At 59.5% G+C, this 20,558-nt stretch carries 19 protein-coding genes; 2 read left to right on the forward strand and 17 right to left on the reverse strand.

From position 1 onward, the window contains the following. Window positions 1-146: 146 nt before the first annotated feature. The 17 genes from glmU (KZ772_RS12580) to mnmG form a co-directional block, all read right to left on the reverse strand. Window positions 147-1,523, reverse strand: a complete 1,377-nt coding sequence (glmU, locus tag KZ772_RS12580; RefSeq protein ID WP_290536890.1) for a bifunctional UDP-N-acetylglucosamine diphosphorylase/glucosamine-1-phosphate N-acetyltransferase GlmU — start codon at window positions 1,521-1,523, stop codon at window positions 147-149. A 46-nt stretch (window positions 1,524-1,569) separates the two neighbouring features. Next, window positions 1,570-2,628 (reverse strand): isomerizing glutamine--fructose-6-phosphate transaminase, encoded by a 1,059-nt coding sequence (locus KZ772_RS12585; protein ID WP_290536891.1) that lies wholly within the window; start codon window positions 2,626-2,628, stop codon window positions 1,570-1,572. A gap of 223 nt (window positions 2,629-2,851) precedes the next feature. After that, on the reverse strand, window positions 2,852-4,219 hold the full coding sequence (gene glmU / locus KZ772_RS12590) for a bifunctional UDP-N-acetylglucosamine diphosphorylase/glucosamine-1-phosphate N-acetyltransferase GlmU (RefSeq protein ID WP_290536892.1): 1,368 nt from the start codon (window positions 4,217-4,219) through the stop codon (window positions 2,852-2,854). Window positions 4,220-4,529: 310 nt separating this feature from the next. Then, complete coding sequence (locus KZ772_RS12595; RefSeq protein WP_022985898.1) at window positions 4,530-4,952, reverse strand: F0F1 ATP synthase subunit epsilon; 423 nt, start codon at window positions 4,950-4,952, stop codon at window positions 4,530-4,532. A gap of 21 nt (window positions 4,953-4,973) precedes the next feature. Further along, window positions 4,974-6,356: a F0F1 ATP synthase subunit beta gene (gene atpD, locus KZ772_RS12600; protein WP_290536893.1), complete on the reverse strand. Its 1,383-nt coding sequence runs from the start codon at window positions 6,354-6,356 to the stop codon at window positions 4,974-4,976. Between the two features lie 58 nt (window positions 6,357-6,414). Further along, a complete protein-coding gene (atpG, locus tag KZ772_RS12605; protein WP_290536894.1) occupies window positions 6,415-7,275 on the reverse strand; it encodes a F0F1 ATP synthase subunit gamma in 861 nt (286 codons plus the stop codon). Between the two features lie 23 nt (window positions 7,276-7,298). Beyond that, window positions 7,299-8,843 (reverse strand): F0F1 ATP synthase subunit alpha, encoded by a 1,545-nt coding sequence (gene atpA, locus KZ772_RS12610; RefSeq protein ID WP_062815058.1) that lies wholly within the window; start codon window positions 8,841-8,843, stop codon window positions 7,299-7,301. A 16-nt stretch (window positions 8,844-8,859) separates the two neighbouring features. Then, window positions 8,860-9,396 carry a F0F1 ATP synthase subunit delta gene (locus tag KZ772_RS12615; protein ID WP_290536895.1) on the reverse strand — a complete coding sequence of 179 codons (537 nt, stop codon included), beginning with the start codon at window positions 9,394-9,396 and terminating at the stop codon, window positions 8,860-8,862. A gap of 15 nt (window positions 9,397-9,411) precedes the next feature. Next, on the reverse strand, window positions 9,412-9,882 hold the full coding sequence (locus tag KZ772_RS12620; RefSeq protein ID WP_035245638.1) for a F0F1 ATP synthase subunit B: 471 nt from the start codon (window positions 9,880-9,882) through the stop codon (window positions 9,412-9,414). A gap of 64 nt (window positions 9,883-9,946) precedes the next feature. Next, window positions 9,947-10,168 (reverse strand): F0F1 ATP synthase subunit C, encoded by a 222-nt coding sequence (gene atpE / locus KZ772_RS12625; protein ID WP_007151035.1) that lies wholly within the window; start codon window positions 10,166-10,168, stop codon window positions 9,947-9,949. Between the two features lie 55 nt (window positions 10,169-10,223). After that, on the reverse strand, window positions 10,224-11,132 hold the full coding sequence (gene atpB, locus KZ772_RS12630) for a F0F1 ATP synthase subunit A (protein ID WP_290536896.1): 909 nt from the start codon (window positions 11,130-11,132) through the stop codon (window positions 10,224-10,226). 35 nt (window positions 11,133-11,167) lie between these two features. After that, complete coding sequence (locus KZ772_RS12635) at window positions 11,168-11,548, reverse strand: ATP synthase subunit I (RefSeq protein ID WP_290536897.1); 381 nt, start codon at window positions 11,546-11,548, stop codon at window positions 11,168-11,170. 570 nt (window positions 11,549-12,118) lie between these two features. Further along, the gene (locus KZ772_RS12640; protein WP_290536898.1) at window positions 12,119-13,222 is read right to left on the reverse strand and encodes a hypothetical protein; all 1,104 of its coding nucleotides are present in this window, start codon (window positions 13,220-13,222) and stop codon (window positions 12,119-12,121) included. A 39-nt stretch (window positions 13,223-13,261) separates the two neighbouring features. Next, window positions 13,262-14,182, reverse strand: a complete 921-nt coding sequence (locus KZ772_RS12645; RefSeq protein ID WP_290536899.1) for a ParB/RepB/Spo0J family partition protein — start codon at window positions 14,180-14,182, stop codon at window positions 13,262-13,264. A 13-nt stretch (window positions 14,183-14,195) separates the two neighbouring features. Beyond that, window positions 14,196-14,993, reverse strand: a complete 798-nt coding sequence (locus tag KZ772_RS12650; RefSeq protein WP_290536900.1) for a ParA family protein — start codon at window positions 14,991-14,993, stop codon at window positions 14,196-14,198. 34 nt (window positions 14,994-15,027) lie between these two features. Continuing rightward, entirely contained in the window at window positions 15,028-15,660 is a 633-nt protein-coding gene (gene rsmG, locus KZ772_RS12655; protein ID WP_290536901.1) for a 16S rRNA (guanine(527)-N(7))-methyltransferase RsmG, read from the reverse strand. Beyond that, window positions 15,657-17,552 (reverse strand): tRNA uridine-5-carboxymethylaminomethyl(34) synthesis enzyme MnmG, encoded by a 1,896-nt coding sequence (mnmG, locus tag KZ772_RS12660; RefSeq protein WP_290536902.1) that lies wholly within the window; start codon window positions 17,550-17,552, stop codon window positions 15,657-15,659. The genes rsmG and mnmG overlap by 4 nt, the downstream gene beginning before the upstream one ends. 277 nt (window positions 17,553-17,829) lie before the next feature. Between mnmG and KZ772_RS12665 the strand changes: the two genes are divergently transcribed. After that, entirely contained in the window at window positions 17,830-19,530 is a 1,701-nt protein-coding gene (locus KZ772_RS12665; RefSeq protein ID WP_290536903.1) for a potassium/proton antiporter, read from the forward strand. A 178-nt stretch (window positions 19,531-19,708) separates the two neighbouring features. Continuing rightward, window positions 19,709-20,521 carry an SDR family NAD(P)-dependent oxidoreductase gene (locus tag KZ772_RS12670; protein WP_290536904.1) on the forward strand — a complete coding sequence of 271 codons (813 nt, stop codon included), beginning with the start codon at window positions 19,709-19,711 and terminating at the stop codon, window positions 20,519-20,521. The last annotated feature ends 37 nt before the right edge of the window (window positions 20,522-20,558 follow it).

Genomic DNA, 20,558 nt, shown 5'->3' on the forward strand with positions numbered 1-20,558 from the left:
TGGTTTGCATGGCTCCAACGAATTCTCGACCCTTTGAAAACCCCTTTCTATTGGGGAGGATGGCGTTTATCGCGAAGGTGCCATTAGAGCCACCGTTATTCGCGATGCGAGCATCGCTTCCACAGAAATCAGTGATGCTGGGGTTTTCAGAGGCTCCTTTTCTTTTTCGGACGTTTCCAGTCGCTGACGTTGCGCTGCTGACCACGGGCCACGGCCAGGCCGTTGTCGTCCACGTCCTTGGTGATGGTGCTGCCAGCGCCCACGGTGGCATTTTCGCCGATGGTGACCGGTGCCACCAGTGACGAATTGGAGCCAATGAAGGCGCCGTCTTTCATCACTGTCTGGAATTTGTTGGCGCCATCGTAATTGCAGGTGATGGTGCCGGCGCCCACATTGACGCCCTTGCCGATCTGGCTGTCGCCGATGTAGGTGAGATGGTTCACCTTGGAACCCTCGCCCACATAGGACTTCTTGGTTTCCACAAAGTTGCCGATCTTGGCCTTGTCGGCCAGTTCGGTGCCGGGGCGCAGGCGGGCGTAGGGGCCGATGGTGCATTGCTCGCCAACGATGGCGCCATCCAGCAGGCTGTTGGCTTCGATGACGGTGCCAGCGCCGATGTTGGTATCGCGGATAATGCAGTTGGGACCGATGACCACGCCTTCTTCAATGGTCACGTCGCCCTCCAGCACCACGTTCACATCAATGATCACATCCGTGGCGATCTGCACGCTGCCGCGCACGTCCAGGCGGGCCGGGTCGCGCAGGGTGACGCCGTCGCGCATCAGGGATTCAGCCTGGGCCAGCTGGTAGATACGCTCAAGACGGGACAGCTGTACCCGGTCGTTGACGCCATCCACTTCCCAGGCGAACTCGGGCTGCAGGGTTTCCACGGTGAGGCCGGACTGCACTGCCATGGCGACCACGTCGGTCAGGTAGTATTCGCCCTGGGCGTTGTTGCTGGACAGTTTCGGCAGGCAGTCTTCCAGGAAGCTGCGGGTACAGGCGAGGATGCCGGTGTTGATTTCCGGGATGCCCAGCTCCGCTTCACTGGCATCTTTTTGCTCGATGATGCGCTGCACATTGTTCTGGCCGTCACGGACGATGCGGCCATAGCCGCTGGGGTCGTCCAGGGTCAGGGTCATCAGCGCCAGGGTCTTGTCATCCACGCACTGGACAAATTCACGCAGGGTTTCCGGACGAATCAGGGGGACGTCGCCGTACAGCACCAGCACGGTGTCTTCCTTGACCAGGGGCATGGCCTGGGCCACCGCATGGCCGGTGCCAAGCTGTTCGGCCTGTTCGGCCCATTGCAGGTGATCGCCGTTGACGATGTCTTTCACTTTGTCGCCACCGTGGCCATAGACGATCACGGTGTTGTCGGCGGCCAGGCTGGTGGCGGCATCTACCACATGCTGGACCATGGCCTTGCCGGCCACTTCATGCAGCACCTTGGGCAAGGCACTTTTCATGCGTGTGCCTTTGCCGGCGGCGAGAATGACTACTGCAATAGACCCTGAACTCATACCCTGTCCTTATCGTTTTACCCTTGTCGCGATCTGCCGTGCCGCTTTATAGCATGACATCGTGACATTTCTGTCTCTTGACCTGAATCCATGGTTTCAGCGTGGATGCATGGCGTAAGAATTTGTTGTCACAGGGAATTTTCTCAGCTTCAGTAACGGTTGGTCGGTCGATGCCGGCGTGGGGCTGGTGCCGCAGGTCGGCAGGCTCGCCGGGCTTTCGATTCACCCTGGTCGAAGATGGCGGATGCTGCTTCAGTCGATTTCGCCGGGCTTCTCGATCGCCCTTCCAGGTTTTCTGGTTGGAGGTTTTCTGGATGGCCGCCGGCTGCTCGAAGATTTCCTTCTGCATGTAGTGGCGGTATTCGCCTTTTTCCGCGTCTTCGTGGGTGCCGTCGAATTCATGGGTGTCGCGGTTGGCCGGGTTGCCCTGTGCATCGACGATGCGGATGTTGTCGGTGCTGATTTCTGCCTGGTCGCCTTCTTCCAGGAAGATGAAGCGGTTGGTCACCGGCAGCAGGGCCAGCTGATCGGAGGCGATGTAGTTTTCGTCGATGCCCAGGCCGATGACCAGCGGGCTGCCGGAGCGCACGGCGACCAGCTTGTGGGGCTCGTCCTTGTGGATCACACCCAGGGCGTAGGCGCCATCGAGTTTTTTCACCACTTGCTGGACGGCGGTGAACAGATCCACGCCGGTGGCCAGCACCTGGTGGAGCAGGTGCACGATGACTTCGGTGTCGGTCTGGGACTGGAAGGCATAACCGGCGGCTTCCAGTTCGTCTTTCAGTTCCTGGAAGTTTTCGATGATGCCGTTGTGCACCAGGGCCAGATCGCTGCCGGACATGTGCGGGTGGGCATTGGCTTCGGAGGGTTTGCCGTGGGTGGCCCAGCGGGTATGGGCAATGCCGGTGAAGCCGCTGGCATGCTCGTCCGTGGTGGCGGCTTCCAGGCCGGCCACCTTACCCTGGCGGCGCACCCGGGTAATGCCGGAATCATTGAGCAGCGCCACACCGGCGCTGTCGTAGCCCCGGTATTCCAGGCGCTTGAGGCCGGTGATCAGGATATTGGTGACATTACGCTGGGCAATGGCCCCGACGATTCCACACATGTTGGTTTCCTTGAATATTGCTTGCCGACAGTCTTTGCGGATTCTCTGCCGTATCTATTCGCCATGCGAGCATGGCTCCAACGAATTCTCGACCCTTTGAAAACCCCTTTCTATTGGGGGAGGCGATGCTTGTATCGCGAAGGTGCCATTAGAGCCACCGTTATTCGCGATGCGAGCATCGCTTCCCACAGAAATCAGTGATGCTGGGGTTTTCAGAGGCTCCTTATTTCTTTTTCGGACGTTTCCAGTCGCTGACGTTGCGCTGCTGGCCACGGGCCACGGCCAGGCCGTTGTCGTCCACGTCCTTGGTGATGGTGCTGCCGGCGCCCACGGTGGCATTTTCGCCGATGGTGACCGGTGCCACCAGTGATGAGTTGGAGCCGATAAAGGCGCCGTCTTTCATCACTGTCTGGAATTTGTTGGCGCCATCGTAATTGCAGGTGATGGTGCCGGCGCCCACATTGACGCCCTTGCCGATCTGGCTGTCGCCGATGTAGGTGAGATGGTTCACTTTGGAACCCTCGCCCACATAGGACTTCTTGGTTTCCACAAAGTTGCCGATCTTGGCCTTGTCGGCCAGTTCCGTGCCGGGGCGCAGGCGGGCGTAGGGGCCGATGGTGCATTGCTCGCCGACGATGGCGCCATCCACCAGGCTGTTGGCTTCGATGACGGTGCCAGCGCCGATGTTGGTATCGCGGATAATGCAGTTGGGACCGATGACCACGCCTTCTTCAATGGTCACGTCGCCCTCCAGCACCACGTTCACATCAATGATCACATCCGTGGCGATCTGCACGCTGCCGCGCACGTCCAGGCGGGCCGGGTCGCGCAGGGTGACGCCGTCGCGCATCAGGGATTCAGCCTGGGCCAGCTGGTAGATACGCTCAAGACGGGACAGCTGTACCCGGTCGTTGACGCCATCCACTTCCCAGGCGAACTCGGGCTGCAGGGTTTCCACGGTGAGGCCGGACTGCACTGCCATGGCGACCACGTCGGTCAGGTAGTATTCGCCCTGGGCGTTGTTGCTGGACAGTTTCGGCAGGCAGTCTTCCAGGAAGCTGCGGGTACAGGCGAGGATGCCGGTGTTGATTTCCGGGATGCCCAGCTCCGCTTCACTGGCATCTTTTTGCTCGATGATGCGCTGCACATTGTTCTGGCCGTCACGGACGATGCGGCCATAGCCGCTGGGGTCGTCCAGGGTCAGGGTCATCAGCGCCAGGGTCTTGTCATCCACGCACTGGACAAATTCACGCAGGGTTTCCGGACGAATCAGGGGGACGTCGCCGTACAGCACCAGCACGGTGTCTTCCTTGACCAGGGGCATGGCCTGGGCCACCGCATGGCCGGTGCCAAGCTGTTCGGCCTGTTCGGCCCATTGCAGGTGATCGCCGTTGACGATGTCTTTCACTTTGTCGCCACCGTGGCCATAGACGATCACGGTGTTGTCGGCGGCCAGGCTGGTGGCGGCATCTACCACATGCTGGACCATGGCCTTGCCGGCCACTTCATGCAGCACCTTGGGCAAGGCACTTTTCATGCGTGTGCCTTTGCCGGCGGCGAGAATGACTACTGCAATAGACCCTGAACTCATACCCTGTCCTTATCGTTTTACCCTTGTCGCGATCTGCCGTGCCGCTTTATAGCATGACATCGTGACATTTCTGTCTCTTGACCTGAATCCATGGTTTCAGCGTGGATGCATGGCGTAAGAATTTGTTGTCACAGGGAATTTTCTGAAGAAGCGTCGCATCAGGGAATGCGATCGACTGAAGAAAATTTTCTGTGGCGGCAAAGGCTTACGTCAGGCGCCGCGATCAAGTCATGGACTCAGGTCTATGACAGAAACAAAAAAGGGTAGCACTTGGCTACCCCCCTCTGTGTTGAAGAATTGCAAAAGGTGCTTACCGCCCTTTCTTCTTCAACTGTTGAATTGCACGCAACTGGGCAACGGCCTCGGCCAGGGTGGCGGCGGCACGGGAGTAGTCCATTTCGGAGTTCTTCCCTTCCAACGCTTCCTTGGCACGCTGTTTTGCCTGTTCGGCAGCGGCTTCGTCCATGTTGTCGGCACGTTCTGCGGTATCGGCCAGCACAGTTACCAGCTTCGGCTGCACTTCCAGGAAGCCGCCGGATACGTAGAACACTTCTTCTTCACCATTCTGCTTCTTCACCCGTACCGGACCCGGCTTGAGCCGGGTCAGCAGCGGGGCGTGGCCCGGCATGATACCGAGATCGCCTTCCACACCGGAGGCCACCACGATTTCAACCAGACCGGAGAACAGCTGGCGTTCTGCACTAACAATGTCGCAATGCACGGTCATCGCCATTTGCTTGTCTCCCGGTGCAGGTTACTTGCTACGTTTGTTGTAGGCTTCTACCACTTCGTCGATAGAACCCTTCATGTAGAAATCCTGCTCCGGAATGTGATCGTAATCACCGTCAAGGATGCCCCGGAAGCCCGCGAGGGTGTCTTTCAGGGAAACATACTTGCCCGGAGAGCCAGTAAATACTTCGGCCACGAAGAACGGCTGGGACAGGTAACGCTCAATCTTACGAGCACGGGCAACGATCAGTTTGTCTTCTTCAGACAGTTCGTCCATGCCCAGGATCGCGATGATGTCCTTCAGTTCCTTGAAGCGCTGCAGTACGGACTGCACGCCACGGGCCACGTCGTAGTGTTCCTGACCAATCACCAGCGGGTCAAGCTGACGAGAGGTGGAATCCAGCGGGTCGATCGCCGGGTAGATACCCTTGGAAGCGATGTCACGGCTCAGTACCACGGTGGCGTCCAGGTGGGCGAAGGTGGTCGCCGGGGACGGGTCAGTCAAGTCATCCGCAGGTACGTATACGGCCTGAACGGAGGTAATGGAACCGGTCTTGGTGGAAGTAATACGTTCCTGCAGAACGCCCATCTCTTCCGCCAGGGTCGGCTGGTAACCTACCGCTGAAGGCATACGGCCCAGCAGTGCAGATACTTCGGTACCGGCCAGGGTGTAACGGTAGATGTTATCCACGAAGAACAGTACGTCACGGCCTTCGTCACGGAACTTCTCGGCCATGGTCAGACCGGTCAGCGCTACACGCAGACGGTTACCTGGCGGCTCGTTCATCTGACCGTAAACCAGCGATACTTTATCCAGTACGTTGGAGTCCTTCATTTCGTGGTAGAAGTCGTTACCCTCACGAGTACGCTCACCCACACCGGCAAACACGGAGAAACCGGAGTGCTCGATCGCGATGTTCCGGATCAGCTCCATCATGTTTACGGTTTTACCTACACCCGCACCACCGAACAGGCCAACCTTACCGCCTTTGGCGAAGGGGCAGACCAGGTCGATTACCTTGATGCCGGTTTCCAGCAGTTCGTTGGTGGCTGCCTGGTCCGCATAGGTAGGAGCAGCACGGTGAATCGGCATGCGCTCTTCTTCACCGATGGGGCCGGCTTCGTCGATGGGACGACCCAGCACGTCCATGATACGGCCCAGAGTCTTGGTGCCTACCGGAACCTGAATCGGCTCACCGGAGTCGGTCACGCCAAGACCACGCTTCAGACCTTCGGTGGAGCCCATGGCAATGGTACGAACAACGCCGTCGCCCAGCTGCTGCTGAACTTCCAACGTGGTTTCAGTACCGTCCACGGTGAGGGCGTCATATACCTTCGGTACGCCGTCGCGCGGGAATTCCACGTCGATCACAGCACCGATGATCTGAACAATACGACCGCTACTCATGCTTGCATCCTCTTAACTTGCGTTTTTGCCGCGTTCTTTCTACCAGTCTGCTGACAAATCAGACCGCAGCAGCACCACCAACGATTTCGGAGATTTCCTGCGTAATTGCAGCCTGGCGTGCCTTGTTGTACACCAGCTGCAGATCACGAATGATGTCGCCGGCGTTATCACTGGCCGCTTTCATCGCTACCATTCGCGCTGCCTGCTCGCAGGCATTGTTTTCAACCACACCCTGATACACCTGGGACTCAATGAACCGCACCAGCAGCTCGTCGAGAAGTGCTTTCGGGGCAGGCTCGTAAATGTAGTCCCAGTGGCGCTTGAACTCTTCATCATCCGCTGGTTCCAGCGGCAACATCTGAATGTTCTTGGGCGCCTGGGTCATGGTGTTCACGAACTCGTTGTACACGATGTACAGGCGATCGATCTCACCATTTTCGTAGGCATCCAGCATCACCTTGATGGAACCGATCAGGTCGTTCAGGTGCGGGGTGTCCCCCAGACCGGAAACTGTCGCTTCCACATTGCCGCCAACACTCTTGAAGAAGCTGACGCCCTTGGAGCCCACTACACAGTATTGGGCCTTGGCGCCTTCCTCTTCCCACGCTCGCGCGCTTTTGACGACATTCTTGAGCAGGTTCACGTTGAGGCCACCGCAGAGACCCCGATCGGAGGTCACTACGATGTAGCCAACGTTTTTCACTTCCCGCTCTTGCAGGTAAATGTGCCGGTATTCCAGATCGGCATTGGCCAGATGTGCAACCACCTGACGCATGCGAGTCGCGTAGGGCTTGCTTGCCGCCATACGATCCTGCGCTTTACGCATCTTGGAGGCTGCCACCATTTCCATTGCACGGGTAATTTTCTTCGTGCTCTGGACGCTGGCAATTTTGCCTTTGATCTCTTTACCGCTGGCCATAGGAAGTACCCTTTTTCAGCGAATTACCAGGTCTGGGTGGCTTTGAACTGATCGAGAGATTCTTTGATCTCGGCTTCGATCTCGCCGTTGTAGTCACCCTTCTCGTTGATCTTGTCCATCAACGCTTTCTTTTCGCTGTTCATGTAGTCCAGCAGGGCCGCTTCGAAGGCGCCGATTTTCTCGACTTCCATCCCTTTCAGGTAGCCTTCGTTGGCTGCGTACAGAACAACGCCCATCTCGGCAACGCTCATGGGGCTGTACTGCTTCTGTTTCATCAGCTCGGTGACCGCCTGACCATGCTCCAGCTGTTCGCGAGTGGAGTCATCCAGGTCGGAGGCGAACTGGGCGAATGCCGCCAGTTCACGGTACTGAGCCAGTGCCAGACGAATACCGCCGCCCAGCTTCTTGACGATCTTGGTCTGCGCGGAACCACCTACACGGGATACGGATACACCCGCGTTCATCGCCGGACGAATACCGGAGTTGAACAGGTCGGTTTCCAGGAAGATCTGACCATCGGTAATGGAAATTACGTTGGTCGGTACGAAGGCAGACACGTCACCACCCTGGGTTTCAATGATCGGCAGCGCGGTCAGAGAACCGGTCTTGCCTTTCACTTCACCGTTGGTGAACTGCTCAACGTATTCTTCGTTTACCTTGGCGGCGCGCTCCAGCAGACGGGAGTGCAGGTAGAACACGTCACCAGGATAAGCTTCACGACCCGGCGGACGACGCAGCAGCAGGGAAATCTGACGATAGGCCCAGGCTTGCTTGGTCAGGTCATCATAAACGATCAGTGCATCTTCACCGCGATCACGGAAGTACTCGCCCATGGTGCAACCGGCAAAGGCTGCCAGGAACTGCATGGAGGCCGGATCGGAGGCGGAAGCCGCAACGATGATGGTGTTGTCCATGGCACCGTGCTCTTCCAGCTTGCGCACCACGTTAGCGATGGTGGACTGCTTCTGGCCGATGGCGACGTAGACACACTTAATGCCGGAATTTTTCTGGTTGATGATGGCATCAACCGCTACCGCCGTCTTACCAATCTGGCGGTCACCGATGATCAGCTCACGCTGACCACGGCCGATCGGCACCATGGCATCGATGGACTTGTAACCGGTCTGGACGGGCTCGTTTACTTCACGACGCCAAATAACGCCGGGCGCTACCTTTTCGACCGCGTCGGTCTGCTTGGCGTCGACCGGGCCTTTGCCGTCGATGGGGTTACCCAGGGCGTCCACGACACGACCCAGCAGTTCCGGACCTACCGGCACTTCCAGGATACGGCCGGTACAACGTACCTTTTGACCTTCGGCCAGCCCCAGGTAATCACCCAGGACTACGGCACCCACAGAGTCTTGCTCCAGGTTAAGGGCCATGCCGTAGATGCCGCCCTCAAACTCGATCATCTCGCCGAACATCACGTCGGCCAGACCATGAATACGCACAATACCATCGGATACGGATACCACCGTACCCTCGTTGCGTGCTTCGGTGGAGGTATCAAGTTTCGCGATGCGCGACTTGATAATCTCGCTGATTTCGGACGGGTTGAGTTGCTGCATCTCTAATCCCTCAAACTCAAGAGTTCAGTTGCTCTGCCAGACGGTTTAGTCGGCCACGCACACTGCCATCAATTACGGTATCGCCGGCTCGCACCAGCACGCCTCCAATCAGGGACTGGTCCACAGACGTGGTGACATTCACGTCAGTGCCAAGGCGTTTCTTCAGCGCTGTTACCAGCTTCTCGGTTGCAGCGTCGTCCAGATCGAATGCGGAGACAAGCTCCACATCGGTGAACCGCTGCTCCTGGGCCAGAAGCTCGTGGAACAGTTGCAGGATGATCGGCAAAAGCGGCAGACGCTTGTTATGCGCCAGCTGGGCGACAAAATTGCGCCCACTTTCGTCGAGTTCATCGCCACAGACTTCTGCAAAAGCAGAAACCTTGGCAGCGTCATCCAGTTCCGGCTGGTCAAGGTAGGCACGCATGGTGGCATCACCTGCCACTGCCGCTGCCAAGCCCAGCATCTTTTCCCACTTGTCCAGGGCGCCCTGTTCCTTTGCAAAAACAAAGGCGGCCTTGGCGTAGGGGCGTGCGATGGTGGTCAGTTCAGCCATGGGTTACCCGTAGTCTCAGAGTTCAGCCGCCAGCTGCTCAAGCATCTGCTTGTGCGCGTCCTGGTTTACTTCGCCAGCCAGTACCTTCTCGGCACCGCTCAGCGCCAGGGCCGCCACTTCTTTACGCAGCTGCTCACGAGCCTGATTAACCTCTTGGTCAATCTCAGAGTGGGCCTTGGCTACCAGACGCTCACCTTCGGTGCGCGCTGCATCTTTAGCCTCTTCCACAATCTGATTAGCCCGGCGATTGGCCTGATCAATAATTTCGGCCGCCTTCTCTTTCGCTTCTTTGAGATTGGCGGTCGCCTTTTCCTGCGCCAGTTCCAGATCACGCTCTGCCCGATCCGCGGCACTCAGGCCTTCGGCAATCTTCTGCTTTCGTTCCTCGAGCGCCCGAGAAATCGGAGGCCAAACGAACTTCATGCAGAAGAACACAAACAGGGCAAACCAAATGGCCTGGCCAATTAGTGTCGCATTAATATTCATGCCAACACCTCAATCCGCGTTGCTTAGATTTCCCAAAATCGGGGCTTAAAAAGTAAAGCGCGATTTACTGGAAAATCAGCAGGAACGCGATGGCGATACAGATAATCGGCACAGCATCCAGCAGACCGGCGATGATGAACATGCGAGTTTGCAGCATCGGAGCCAGTTCAGGCTGACGAGCCACAGACTCCAGGAAACGACCACCCATCATGCCGAAGCCCAGACCTGCGCCGATGGCCGCCAGGCCAGCTACGATAGCAGCAGCAAGAAATTGAATGCCTTCCATCTTTACACTCCCGTTAAGTGCTTGGTTGGTTTAATTAAAAACCGGTTTAAAAAACTTAGTGCTCTTCGACCGCCATGCTCAGATACACGATGGTCAGAACCATGAAGATAAATGCCTGCAGGGTGATTACCAGAATATGGAATACCGCCCAGGGCCAGGCACCTACGAACTGCCAGGTGCCCATCATGGCTGCCAGCAGAATAAACACAAACTCACCCGCGTACATGTTGCCGAACAGTCGCAGGCCCAGAGATACCGGCTTGGCCAGCAGAGCAATGGTTTCCAGCAGCAGGTTCACCGGGATCAGAAGCGCTTTGACCACCGGGTTGCCGGATTCAAAAGGATGCAGTGCCAACGTTCCGACAAATCCACCCACACCTTTGGTTTTGATGGTGAGGAAGATGATCAGGAACATTACGCTAAATGACATGCCAAGAGTAATGTTCGGATCGGTGGTCGGAACAATCTTGAAGTAGGCTTCGTGGGCGCTCCAGCCGAAGAAGCTCACCATTACCCACTCAAATGTTTTCGGGATGAAGTCCACGGGGACCAGATCCATCAGGTTCATCAGGAAAACCCAGCAGAAGATCACCAGTGACAACGGGGCGATCAGCTTGCTCTTACCGTGGAAAGAGTCGCGAACCTGGGTATCAATGAACTCGATAATAATTTCTACGAAATTAAGGAAGCCGGAAGGAATGCCGGCAGTCGCCTTGCGAGCGCCCAGCCAGAAAAGCAGGCACATGATGATGCCGAGACCGCCGGACCAGACCAGGGAATCCACGTGAATGGCGGCAAAGCCCATGTCTTTGGCTTCGTTACCGTTACAGGCGAAGGTCCAGGTAGTCTCGGTGAGCGTCTCCGCGTGACCATGGCATTCACGGACATACCCTTCGGGCAGTTTGCCATAGGTCAGATTACCCAGATGGTGCTTGATATACTCGCCGGCGGAGTTCGCTGCCATGTCAAACCTCTGTTAGAGAGCCGATGCCTACCGTCTCAGTCGTCTTGACTGTCTTGTTCTGCCGCCGCTTGCCCGTCCAGGCGTGCCACCTGAACCCAGCCCACAATCTGGGTCAGCATGAAGCCCAGCAGCAGAACCATTGCGATTTTCATTTCCCGCGCTTCAGGGACCTTGGAGAAGGTGAGCCAAAACAGCAACAACATAATTGCGATCTTGCCCATCTCTGCCCGAATCGCGGCAGTGGCCATGCGTTTCGGTGCGCGGTTTCCGGGGTGCATCCATAACTGAAAGCCGCCCCAGGCGTAAGCGATCAGGCTGATAGTGCCTCCCCAGGCCGCTACCAGACCGGCCAGTGTACCGGCCAGGGTGGTTACCAGCAGCGCGAAAAGCACCAGCGTTACAAGCTGGGCGCGCATTAAGCCCCAGAACAGTGTTCTGTTGGGCTGAAATTCGTTGCTGGTCACCGTAAAGCCTCTGGGCTGATGCAAGTTGATGCCGCACCAGGCGCAAGGTCTTGGCACCCCTGATCTTTAGCGCGGCGAAGTATATGGAGTTGGCACGCTACTGGCAACCGTGCAGGACGGATTGTTAGTCAATTCAGAGCCTTTTTAGGATCCATACGCTGCCGCGTTGCCGCTAAAAATGGCCCCAGGCAAGGCATGAACCGCAGGGCCTGACGGGTCAAGCTCAAGGTTCATAACACAGCATGGGGCCATTTTTAGCGGCAACCCGAAGGGCCGGGCCCCTTTTTCCGCCAGCCCGTGATTGCTCTTGTTTATGTAGAAAAACTACACCACACAATCGCAATCACGACCTGACAAAAAAATTGACTCCGGCGCGGCAGCGTATGGATCCTAAAAAGGCTCTCAAGACCAATTTCAGAGGGGGGATGTTGTGAGAGCGGGGCCAGGCCCATTATGAACCAGATTCAGGATATTTGGTAAACATTAAAATTCTTTTGTTTACCCGTCAGCCAGAGCCATCAGCTATGCGCTGGCGGGCAACACCGGCGCCAGAGCGGCAAGCTGGTCCGGGTCGCCATGGACCGCCAGCACCGGCCAGACGGCGTCCACCATGGCCGCCGCCTCATCACTCCGGCCCCGCCGCAGCAGGACCCGGGCAGCATCCCCGCCGACCATGGCCAGGGTGGGCCACACCGCCGGATTGCCAGCCAGCTGCTGCAGTCTGTCCAGGGCCAGGCGCAGGCTGGTGGCCGCTGCCTCATTGCGCCCCTGGCGCATGGCCACGATCCCTTCCACCCAGGGCACAAAGGCATCGCCATATTCCGGCAACAGCGCCGGGTCCACCTCCAGCAGCAGGCAGTGGGCCCGGGCGGCGGACCCATAGCGGGCTTCCATCAGGGCATAGTCCAGGGTCTGGCTGGGATCCTGCTGGGAGGCTGCCACGGCCTCGCGGTGGCAGCATAACTGGGCCTCGTGCTCACGGGCAGCCAGGTAGACCCGGGCCTGCTGGGCAGCGTACATGCCCGGCATCAGCATATCCATGACCGGTTGCCAGGGTGCCAGGGTAGCGAGTGCCTCGTCGGCCTCACCGGTCCTGGCCTGCAAACAGGCCCGTTGCACGGTCAGTTCCATGGCTACGGATTCATCACGGATGCGACGGCCCAGGCGGTCACCCAGGGCGGCGGCTTTTTGCCAGTGCCCCAGCGCAATGGCGGAGAGCATGGCATCGAAGTCACGGGCGTCGCGGTATTTCCACAGGGCAATGGCGGCCACGATCAGCGGCACCAGCAGCAACAGCCCCGCCCACAGCCGATAATCCGCCAGCCACAGCAGCATGGCACCGGGCACGGCCAGCAGCCAGAGCAGCCAGGTTTGCTTGAACAGCATCAACAGGAAGGGGCGCAGCCCGTGACGGGCCTGGAAATAATGGCGCAGTTCAGCGTAGTCCTGGTCCGCCAGGCCGTTGGTATCCAGGGGCATGGCGGCGCTCATGGCATCGCTCTGCAGGCGCACGGCCTGCAGACCCTGCTCCTTGAGCAACGCCACGGCCTCAGCGGCACTGTCCGCATCCTGAATACCGGAAACCGGCTTGCCGTCGGCCTCGGCCCGGTAAAGAAACCGCCCCACTATCCCTCCATACCTTCCATGGTTATCACGCCGGACGGGCTACTTGATGTGCGCCAGGATGCCATCCAGTTCATCCAGGCTGTTGTAGCTGATTACCAACTTGCCCTTGTTGCCCTGGCCCTGCTGGATCTGTACCGGCGCACCCAGACGGTCGGACAAATCGCCGATCAGCGCTTTCACGTTGGGATCTTCCTTGGGCGGTGCCGGTTTGGCGGGTTTGGCTTTTTCGAAATCGCGCACCAGCTCTTCGGTCTGGCGCACGGACAAGCCCTTGGCCACCACGGTGCGGGCCGCTTCCACCTGCTTGTTGCCGGTGAGCGCCAGCAGCGCACGGGCGTGACCCATTTCCAGGTCGCCATGCTCGAGCAGCTTCTTGACGTCGGATTCCAGGCTCATCAGGCGCAGCAGGTTGGTGACCATGGCGCGGGATTTCCCCACTGCGTCGGCCACCTGCTGGTGGGTGAGACCGAATTCTTCTTTCAGGCGGCCCAGGGCAATGGCCTCTTCCATGGGATTGAGGTTTTCCCGCTGGATATTCTCGATCAGCGCCATGGCGATGGCGGCTTCGTCGGGCACCTCGCGGATTACCGCGGGAATGGTGTCCAGCTCGGCCATCTTGGCGGCACGCCAGCGGCGCTCACCGGCGATGATCTCGTAGCGCTTTTCGCCGAGGGGGCGCACCACGATGGGCTGCATGACCCCCTGGGCGCGGATGGACTCGGCCAGCTCTTCCAGCGCATCCGGGGACATATCCCGGCGCGGCTGGTAGCGACCGCGTTCCATGCATTCCACCGGCAGGTGACGCAGTTCGCCGTCACGGGGGGGATGCTCCACGCCACTGGCGCGGTCTTCCGCCTGCTGCTGGATCCGCACTTCGTCCTGGTGTTGCTGGTAGGACTCGCTGCTGCTGAGCAGGGCATCCAGGCCCTTGCTGAGACCGCGTTTACGCTTTGCCGCCATGATCTTTCTTTCCTTATGAAGCTGCTGCAGGCTGGGCCTTGAGAGCCTGCTCACGACGCAGGATCTCACCGGCCAGGGCCAGATAACTGACCGCGCCACGGGATTTGGGGTCATAGGTGATCACCGGCGCACCGTGGCTGGGCGCTTCCGCCAGACGCACGTTACGCGGAATAATGGTGCGATACACCTTGTCGCCGAAGTGGCTGATCAGCTGGTTGGACACATCGTTGGACAGGCTGTTGCGCGGGTCGTACATGGTGCGCAGCAGGCCGCCGATGTGCAGCTTGGGATTGAGGACCGAGCGGATCTTTTCGATGGTGTTCATCAGCGCGGTCAGGCCTTCCAGGGCGTAGTACTCGCACTGAATCGGCACGATCACCGAGTCCGCCGCCGTCAATGCATTCACGGTGAGCATGTTCAGGGACGGCGGGCAGTCGATGAGGATGTAATCATAGTCGTCGCGGATCCGCGCCAGCGCATTACGCAAGCGGAATTCCTTGGACTTCATCTCAAGCAGCTGGACTTCGGCGGCGGTCAAATCCCCATTGGCGGCGATCAGCGCAAAGCCGGAGTCTTCCGGCGTACCGGTAACCGCCTGCTCGATGGGCACGTCATCGCAGAGCACATCGTAGATGGTGTAATCCGTCTCGAACTTGTCCACCCCGGAGCCGGTGGTGGCATTGCCCTGGGGGTCAATATCCACCAGCAAGACTTTCTTGCGGGTGGCTGCCAGCGACGCCGCCAGGTTCACACTGCTGGTGGTCTTCCCCACGCCGCCTTTCTGGTTCGCTACGGCAAATACGGTGGTCACTGCTGTCTCCTTATGGAGGCCACCCCGGTGGCCTTCAATCGCTGCGCTGTTGTACCACCACCAGTGTCCTGGGCTCATCGAGCCCGGGAATGTTCAGACTATGGTGGTTTCCCTGCCAGTGCGGCGGCATGGTCGCCAATTCCCGCTCTGTGCTGGCCGCTTTCATGGCCAGTACCCGGGTATTATCGGTAATTATCGGCGCCATGAGTGCCAGCATGTCCGACAAGGATGCAAAGGCACGGCAAATTATCTGTGATGGGCTCTTACCGTACTGTTCCACGCGGGCGTGCACAACCTCCACGTTATCCAGCCCCAGCTCCCGGCGGGCCTGGCGCACGAAACGGGTTTTCTTGCCGTTGGAATCCAGCAGGGTAAAGGCCTGATCCGGCCGCGACACGGCCAGAATAATGCCGGGAATGCCGGCGCCAGTGCCCACATCCAGGGTGTCGGTTTCTTCCACATAGGGCAGCACCGCCAGGGAATCGAGCAGATGGCGGGTGACCATTTCTGCCGGATCACGGATGGCGGTGAGGTTATAGGCCTGGTTCCACTTCACCAGCAGGTCCACATAGGCGAGGAGCTGGCGCTGCTGGTCATCACTGAGGGACAGGCCCAGGGCGTCCACGCCCCGGGCCAGGGTATCGGATAAGGTTGTGGAAAGGGTCATGCCTGCTGGGCCGCCTTCTGCTGGTGCTGGTGTTTCTTCAGATAGATCATCAGCAGGGAGATGGCCGCCGGGGTCACCCCGGGTATCCGGCCCGCCTGCCCCAGGGTCTCGGGGCGGATATCGCCAAGCTTCTGCTTCACCTCGTTGGACAGGCCTTTCACCTGACCATAATCGAAGTCTTCCGGCAGTTTGGTGGTTTCCGCCGCCCTCAACTTGGCGATCTCGTCGTTCTGACGGTCAATATAGCCGGCATACTTGGCGAGGATTTCCATCTGCTCGATGACCGCCGCATCCGGACGCTCGTCCAGCGCCACCGCGTCCGCCAGGGTTGCGTAGCTCAACTCTGGGCGCTTGAGCAGATCCAGCAGGCTGTATTCGTGGGTCAGCGGCTTCTCGATCAGGGCATTCACCGCCTCGGCCTGGGGCGTTTTCGGCTGCACCCAGGTGCTTTTCAGGCGCTGCTCTTCCTTCGCCATGCCCTCACGCTTGGCGCTGAAGGCCGCCCAGCGTTCGTCGTCCACCAAGCCCAGCTCACGGCCTTTTTCGGTAAGGCGCAGGTCCGCATTGTCCTCGCGCAGCAGCAGCCGGTATTCGGCGCGGCTGGTGAACATGCGGTAGGGCTCCTGGGTGCCCATGGTGATCAGGTCATCCACCAGCACGCCGATATAGGCCTCGTCGCGACGGGGCGTCCAGGCGTCTTTTTCCTGGCTCAGTCGCGCCGCGTTCAGGCCCGCCAGCAACCCCTGGGCACCCGCCTCTTCGTAGCCGGTGGTGCCATTGATCTGGCCGGCGAAGAACAGGCCTGGCATGTGCTTGGTCTCCAGGCTGTGCTTGAGATCCTGGGGATTGAAATAGTCGTACTCGATGGCGTAGCCCGGCCGGGTGATATGGGCATTCTCGAAGCCACGGATGGAACGCACCGCCTGCAGCTGCACGTCGAACGGCAGGCTGGTGGAAATGCCATTGGGGTACAGCTCGTGGGTATCCAGCCCTTCCGGCTCCACAAAGATCTGGTGGCTGTCCTTGTCCGGGTAGCGGTTCACCTTGTCCTCGATGGAGGGGCAATAGCGCGGCCCGACCCCGTCGATCACGCCGGTGAACATGGGGCTGCGGTCGAAGCCACTGCGGATGATGTCGTGGGTCTGGGCATTGGTGTGGGTAATGTAGCAGCACACCTGCTGCGGGTGCTCTTCCACCTTGCCCAGGTAGCTCATCACTGGCAGCGGGCTGTCGCCCCACTGCTCTTCCATCACGGAAAAATCCACGGTCTTGCCGTCGATGCGTGGCGGGGTGCCGGTTTTCAGGCGGTCGACCCGGAACGGCAGCTCGCGCAGACGACGGGCCAGGGCATTGGACGGCTGATCGCCGGCACGACCGCCCTGGTGGTTATCCAGGCCGATATGAATGACGCCACCCAGGAAGGTACCGGCGGTGAGCACCACCGCATCGGCCACAAAACGCAGGCCCATATTGGTGACCACGCCCACGCAGCGGCCATTGTCCACGATCAGGTCGTCCACCGCCTGCTGGAACAGGGTCAGGTTCGGCTGGTTTTCCAGGGTGGCGCGGATGGCGGCCTTGTAGCGGACCCGATCCGCCTGGGCGCGGGTAGCCCGCACCGCCGGGCCCTTGCGGGCATTGAGCACGCGGAACTGGATGCCGCCTTTATCGGTGGCCCGGGCCATGGCACCGCCCAGGGCGTCGATCTCGCGCACCAGGTGGCTCTTGCCGATGCCGCCGATGGCCGGATTGCAGCTCATCTGGCCCAGGGTTTCGATGTTGTGGGTGAGCAACAAGGTAGAGACGCCCATGCGCGCGGACGCCAGTGCCGCCTCGGTGCCGGCATGGCCGCCGCCGATCACAATCACGCCAAATCGCTGGGAAAAATCCATCTCAACACTCGCCTTGCAGGGGGCCTGCTGTTCAAAATATAGCCAGAAGGGCGCGCTAGTATAATGGCAACATCACACGCTGCAAGCACCGCGCACGCAATTCACCGTAGGAGCGGCGCTTGAGCCGCGAGGCTACTCGCGAACACTTTCCCAATGCCCTTTCGCGGCTCAAGCGCCGCTCCTACGAAAAGAGTCAAAGTCCCGTCATGCAGCGTGCAGCAAGTTGCGTGTAAGCTAGTCTACTATAGAACCCTGACTCTCTTGGCATGGATTCGGCTTGGACTCTCTGAACCTGTTTCTTCTTATCGGCACCGGCCTGATGTTTACCGGACTGCTGCTGGGCTCGCTGAGTGCCCGGTTCGGGGTCCCGTCGCTGCTGATTTTCCTGGTGGTGGGGATGGTTGCCGGCGAAGACGGTATCGGCGGCATCCAGTTTGATGATTTCTCCACTGCCTATGTGATCGGCAATATCGCCCTCGCCGTGATCCTGCTGGACGGCGGCCTGCGTACCCGACTCAGCACCTTCAGGCTGGGTTTGAAGCCGGCTCTTAGCCTGGCCACCTTTGGCGTCGCCATTTCCGCCGCCCTGGTGGGGGCGTTTGCCACCTGGCTGATGGGCGTGGACTGGCGGGTGGGGCTGCTGCTGGGCGGCATTATTGGCTCCACCGATGCGGCAGCGGTATTCAGCGTGATCAAGGGCGCCGGGGTGACCCTCAACGAACGGGTGGCCAGCACCCTGGAAATCGAATCCGGTCTTAATGACCCCATGGCCATCTTCATCACCCTGATGCTGGTAGGGCTGTTGGTGGACCCGACTGCCGACTGGGGCATCGGCATGCTGTGGACCCTGCTGCAACAGTTCGGCCTGGGCGCCCTGCTCGGCCTGCTGCTGGGTGCCGTAATCAGTGAGCTGCTGCTCCGGGTGCGCAGCAACGAAGGGCTGCATGCCCTGCTGCTGTGCAGTGGCGGCGCCATGGTGTTCGCCCTCACCAACCTGGTGGGCGGCTCCGGCTTTCTGGCCATCTATCTCACTGGCCTGGTGGCCGGCAATCGCCGTGGCGGCACCGGCGACAACGTGCTCAAGGCCATGGATTCCATGGCCTGGCTGGCCCAGTCCGGCATGTTCCTGATCCTCGGTCTGCTGGTAACGCCATCCCGGCTCACCGAAAACCTGCCCTGGGCACTGGCGGTAGCGGCCTTCCTGATGCTGCTGGCGCGCCCCATAGCCGTGTGGGTGAGCCTGCTGCCGTTCCGGTTTACCTGGCGGGAGGAAACCTTTATCGCCTGGACCGGCCTGCGCGGCGCGGTGCCTATTGTGCTGGCGGTGTTCCCGTTGCTGGCCGGGGTGGAGCAGACTTACCTGCTGTTTGATATCACCCTGGTGGTAGTGCTGATTTCCCTGCTCGGCCAGGGCGCCAGCCTGCGCTATGTGGCGCGTAAACTGAAAGTGTCGGTGCCGCCCACCACCGAACCCAAACAGACCGTCCCGCTGGCCGCCCCCCGTGATCGTTATCTGATGCAGTTCGAGGTTGAGGCCGGCGCCCGGGCCGTGGGCAAGCCACTGGGCGAATTGAGCGAGGACAAACGCACCCCGCTGATCCTGTACCGTAACCAGCAGGTGCTCAGTCTCAATGACAACCCGGATATCGAAGCCGGCGACCTGATCGCCTGGCTGGCGCCCCTGTCGCACAAGTCCGCCCTGTCCGACCTGTGCCACAAGATGAGCCACGACGAGAAACGCTATTACGGCGATTTCACTGTGCTCGGCAAGACCCCGGTGGCGCAGTTGATTGCCATCTACGGCGTAGAAGCCCCGCCGCCGCTCTGGCAGGGCCTGACCGTGGCCGAGCTGTTTACCAAACAGGTAGGGAAGCAGACGGTTGTCGGTGATACGGTGCGTATCAGCGGCCTGCGCTTGCGGGCCCGCTCGGTGGAAGATGGCAAGGTGGTGCTGGTCGGGCTGAAGCTGCCAGGGTAAAAAGCAGCTATGAGCTTCAAGCTACCAGCTGCGACGCGAGAACCAGTGCATTACTTTGAACCGTCCTCGCCGCGATTAATGCCATGGCGCGGGCACAGGAGTGCAAACATCTCCATCCCTTTTACGCGCCTCGTAGCTCGAAGCTAGTAGCTCGCAGCTTGTTTTAAGGAATTTTGTTATGGCCCGTTTCGATAATCATCGCATTCTGATCACCGGTGCCGGTGCCGGCATTGGTGCCCTGATGGCCGAAGAGTTTGCGGCCCAGGGCGCCGAGGTGATTGTTACCGCCCGGCGTATCAGCGCCGCCCGTGAAGTCGCCGATCGCATCAAGGCTGCCGGCGGCAAGGCGCACCCCTATGTGCTGGATGTGAGCAAGATTGCCTCCATCGCCAAATTCCGCGACAAGCTGCACCAGGAAGTGGGCCCCATCACCACCCTGATCAACAATGCCGGGGTGGTGTTCGGCGGTGAATTCGAGACCGTGGAGCTGGAACAGCACCTGAACACCTTCCGGGTGAACAGTGAAGGGCTGATGGCCACCACCCATGCGTTCCTGGAAGACCTGATCCAGGCCAGCGAGGCCTTCCTGGTCAACATCGCCAGTGCTTCTGCCTTTATCGGCCTGCCCTACGGCAGCACCTACGCGGCCAGCAAATGGGCAGTGGTGGGGTTCTCGGAATCCCTGCGACTGGAACTGGCGGTACGCAAGATCAAGCATGTACATGTGACCAGCGTTTGCCCCAGCTATATTTCCACCGGCATGTTCGACGGCGTGAAAACGCCGCTGTTCTCTCCCATGCTGACCCCGAAGAAGGTGGTGAAAAGCATCATGCGGGGCATGCAGAAAAAGGACGCTTTCGTCATCGAACCGCCCATGGCCAAGTCGGTGGAACTGATGAAGGCCATTCTCCCCCAGGGCATCTGGGACGAAGTGGCGCGGCGGACGGGGGTGTCCACCTCCATGTATAGCTGGAAGGGGAAGAAGAAATAGCGGCTAGCTACGAGCTTCTAGCTGCGAGCCCCCGCGG

The organism is Alcanivorax sp., assembly GCF_019431375.1.
Lineage (GTDB): Bacteria > Pseudomonadota > Gammaproteobacteria > Pseudomonadales > Alcanivoracaceae > Alcanivorax > Alcanivorax jadensis_A.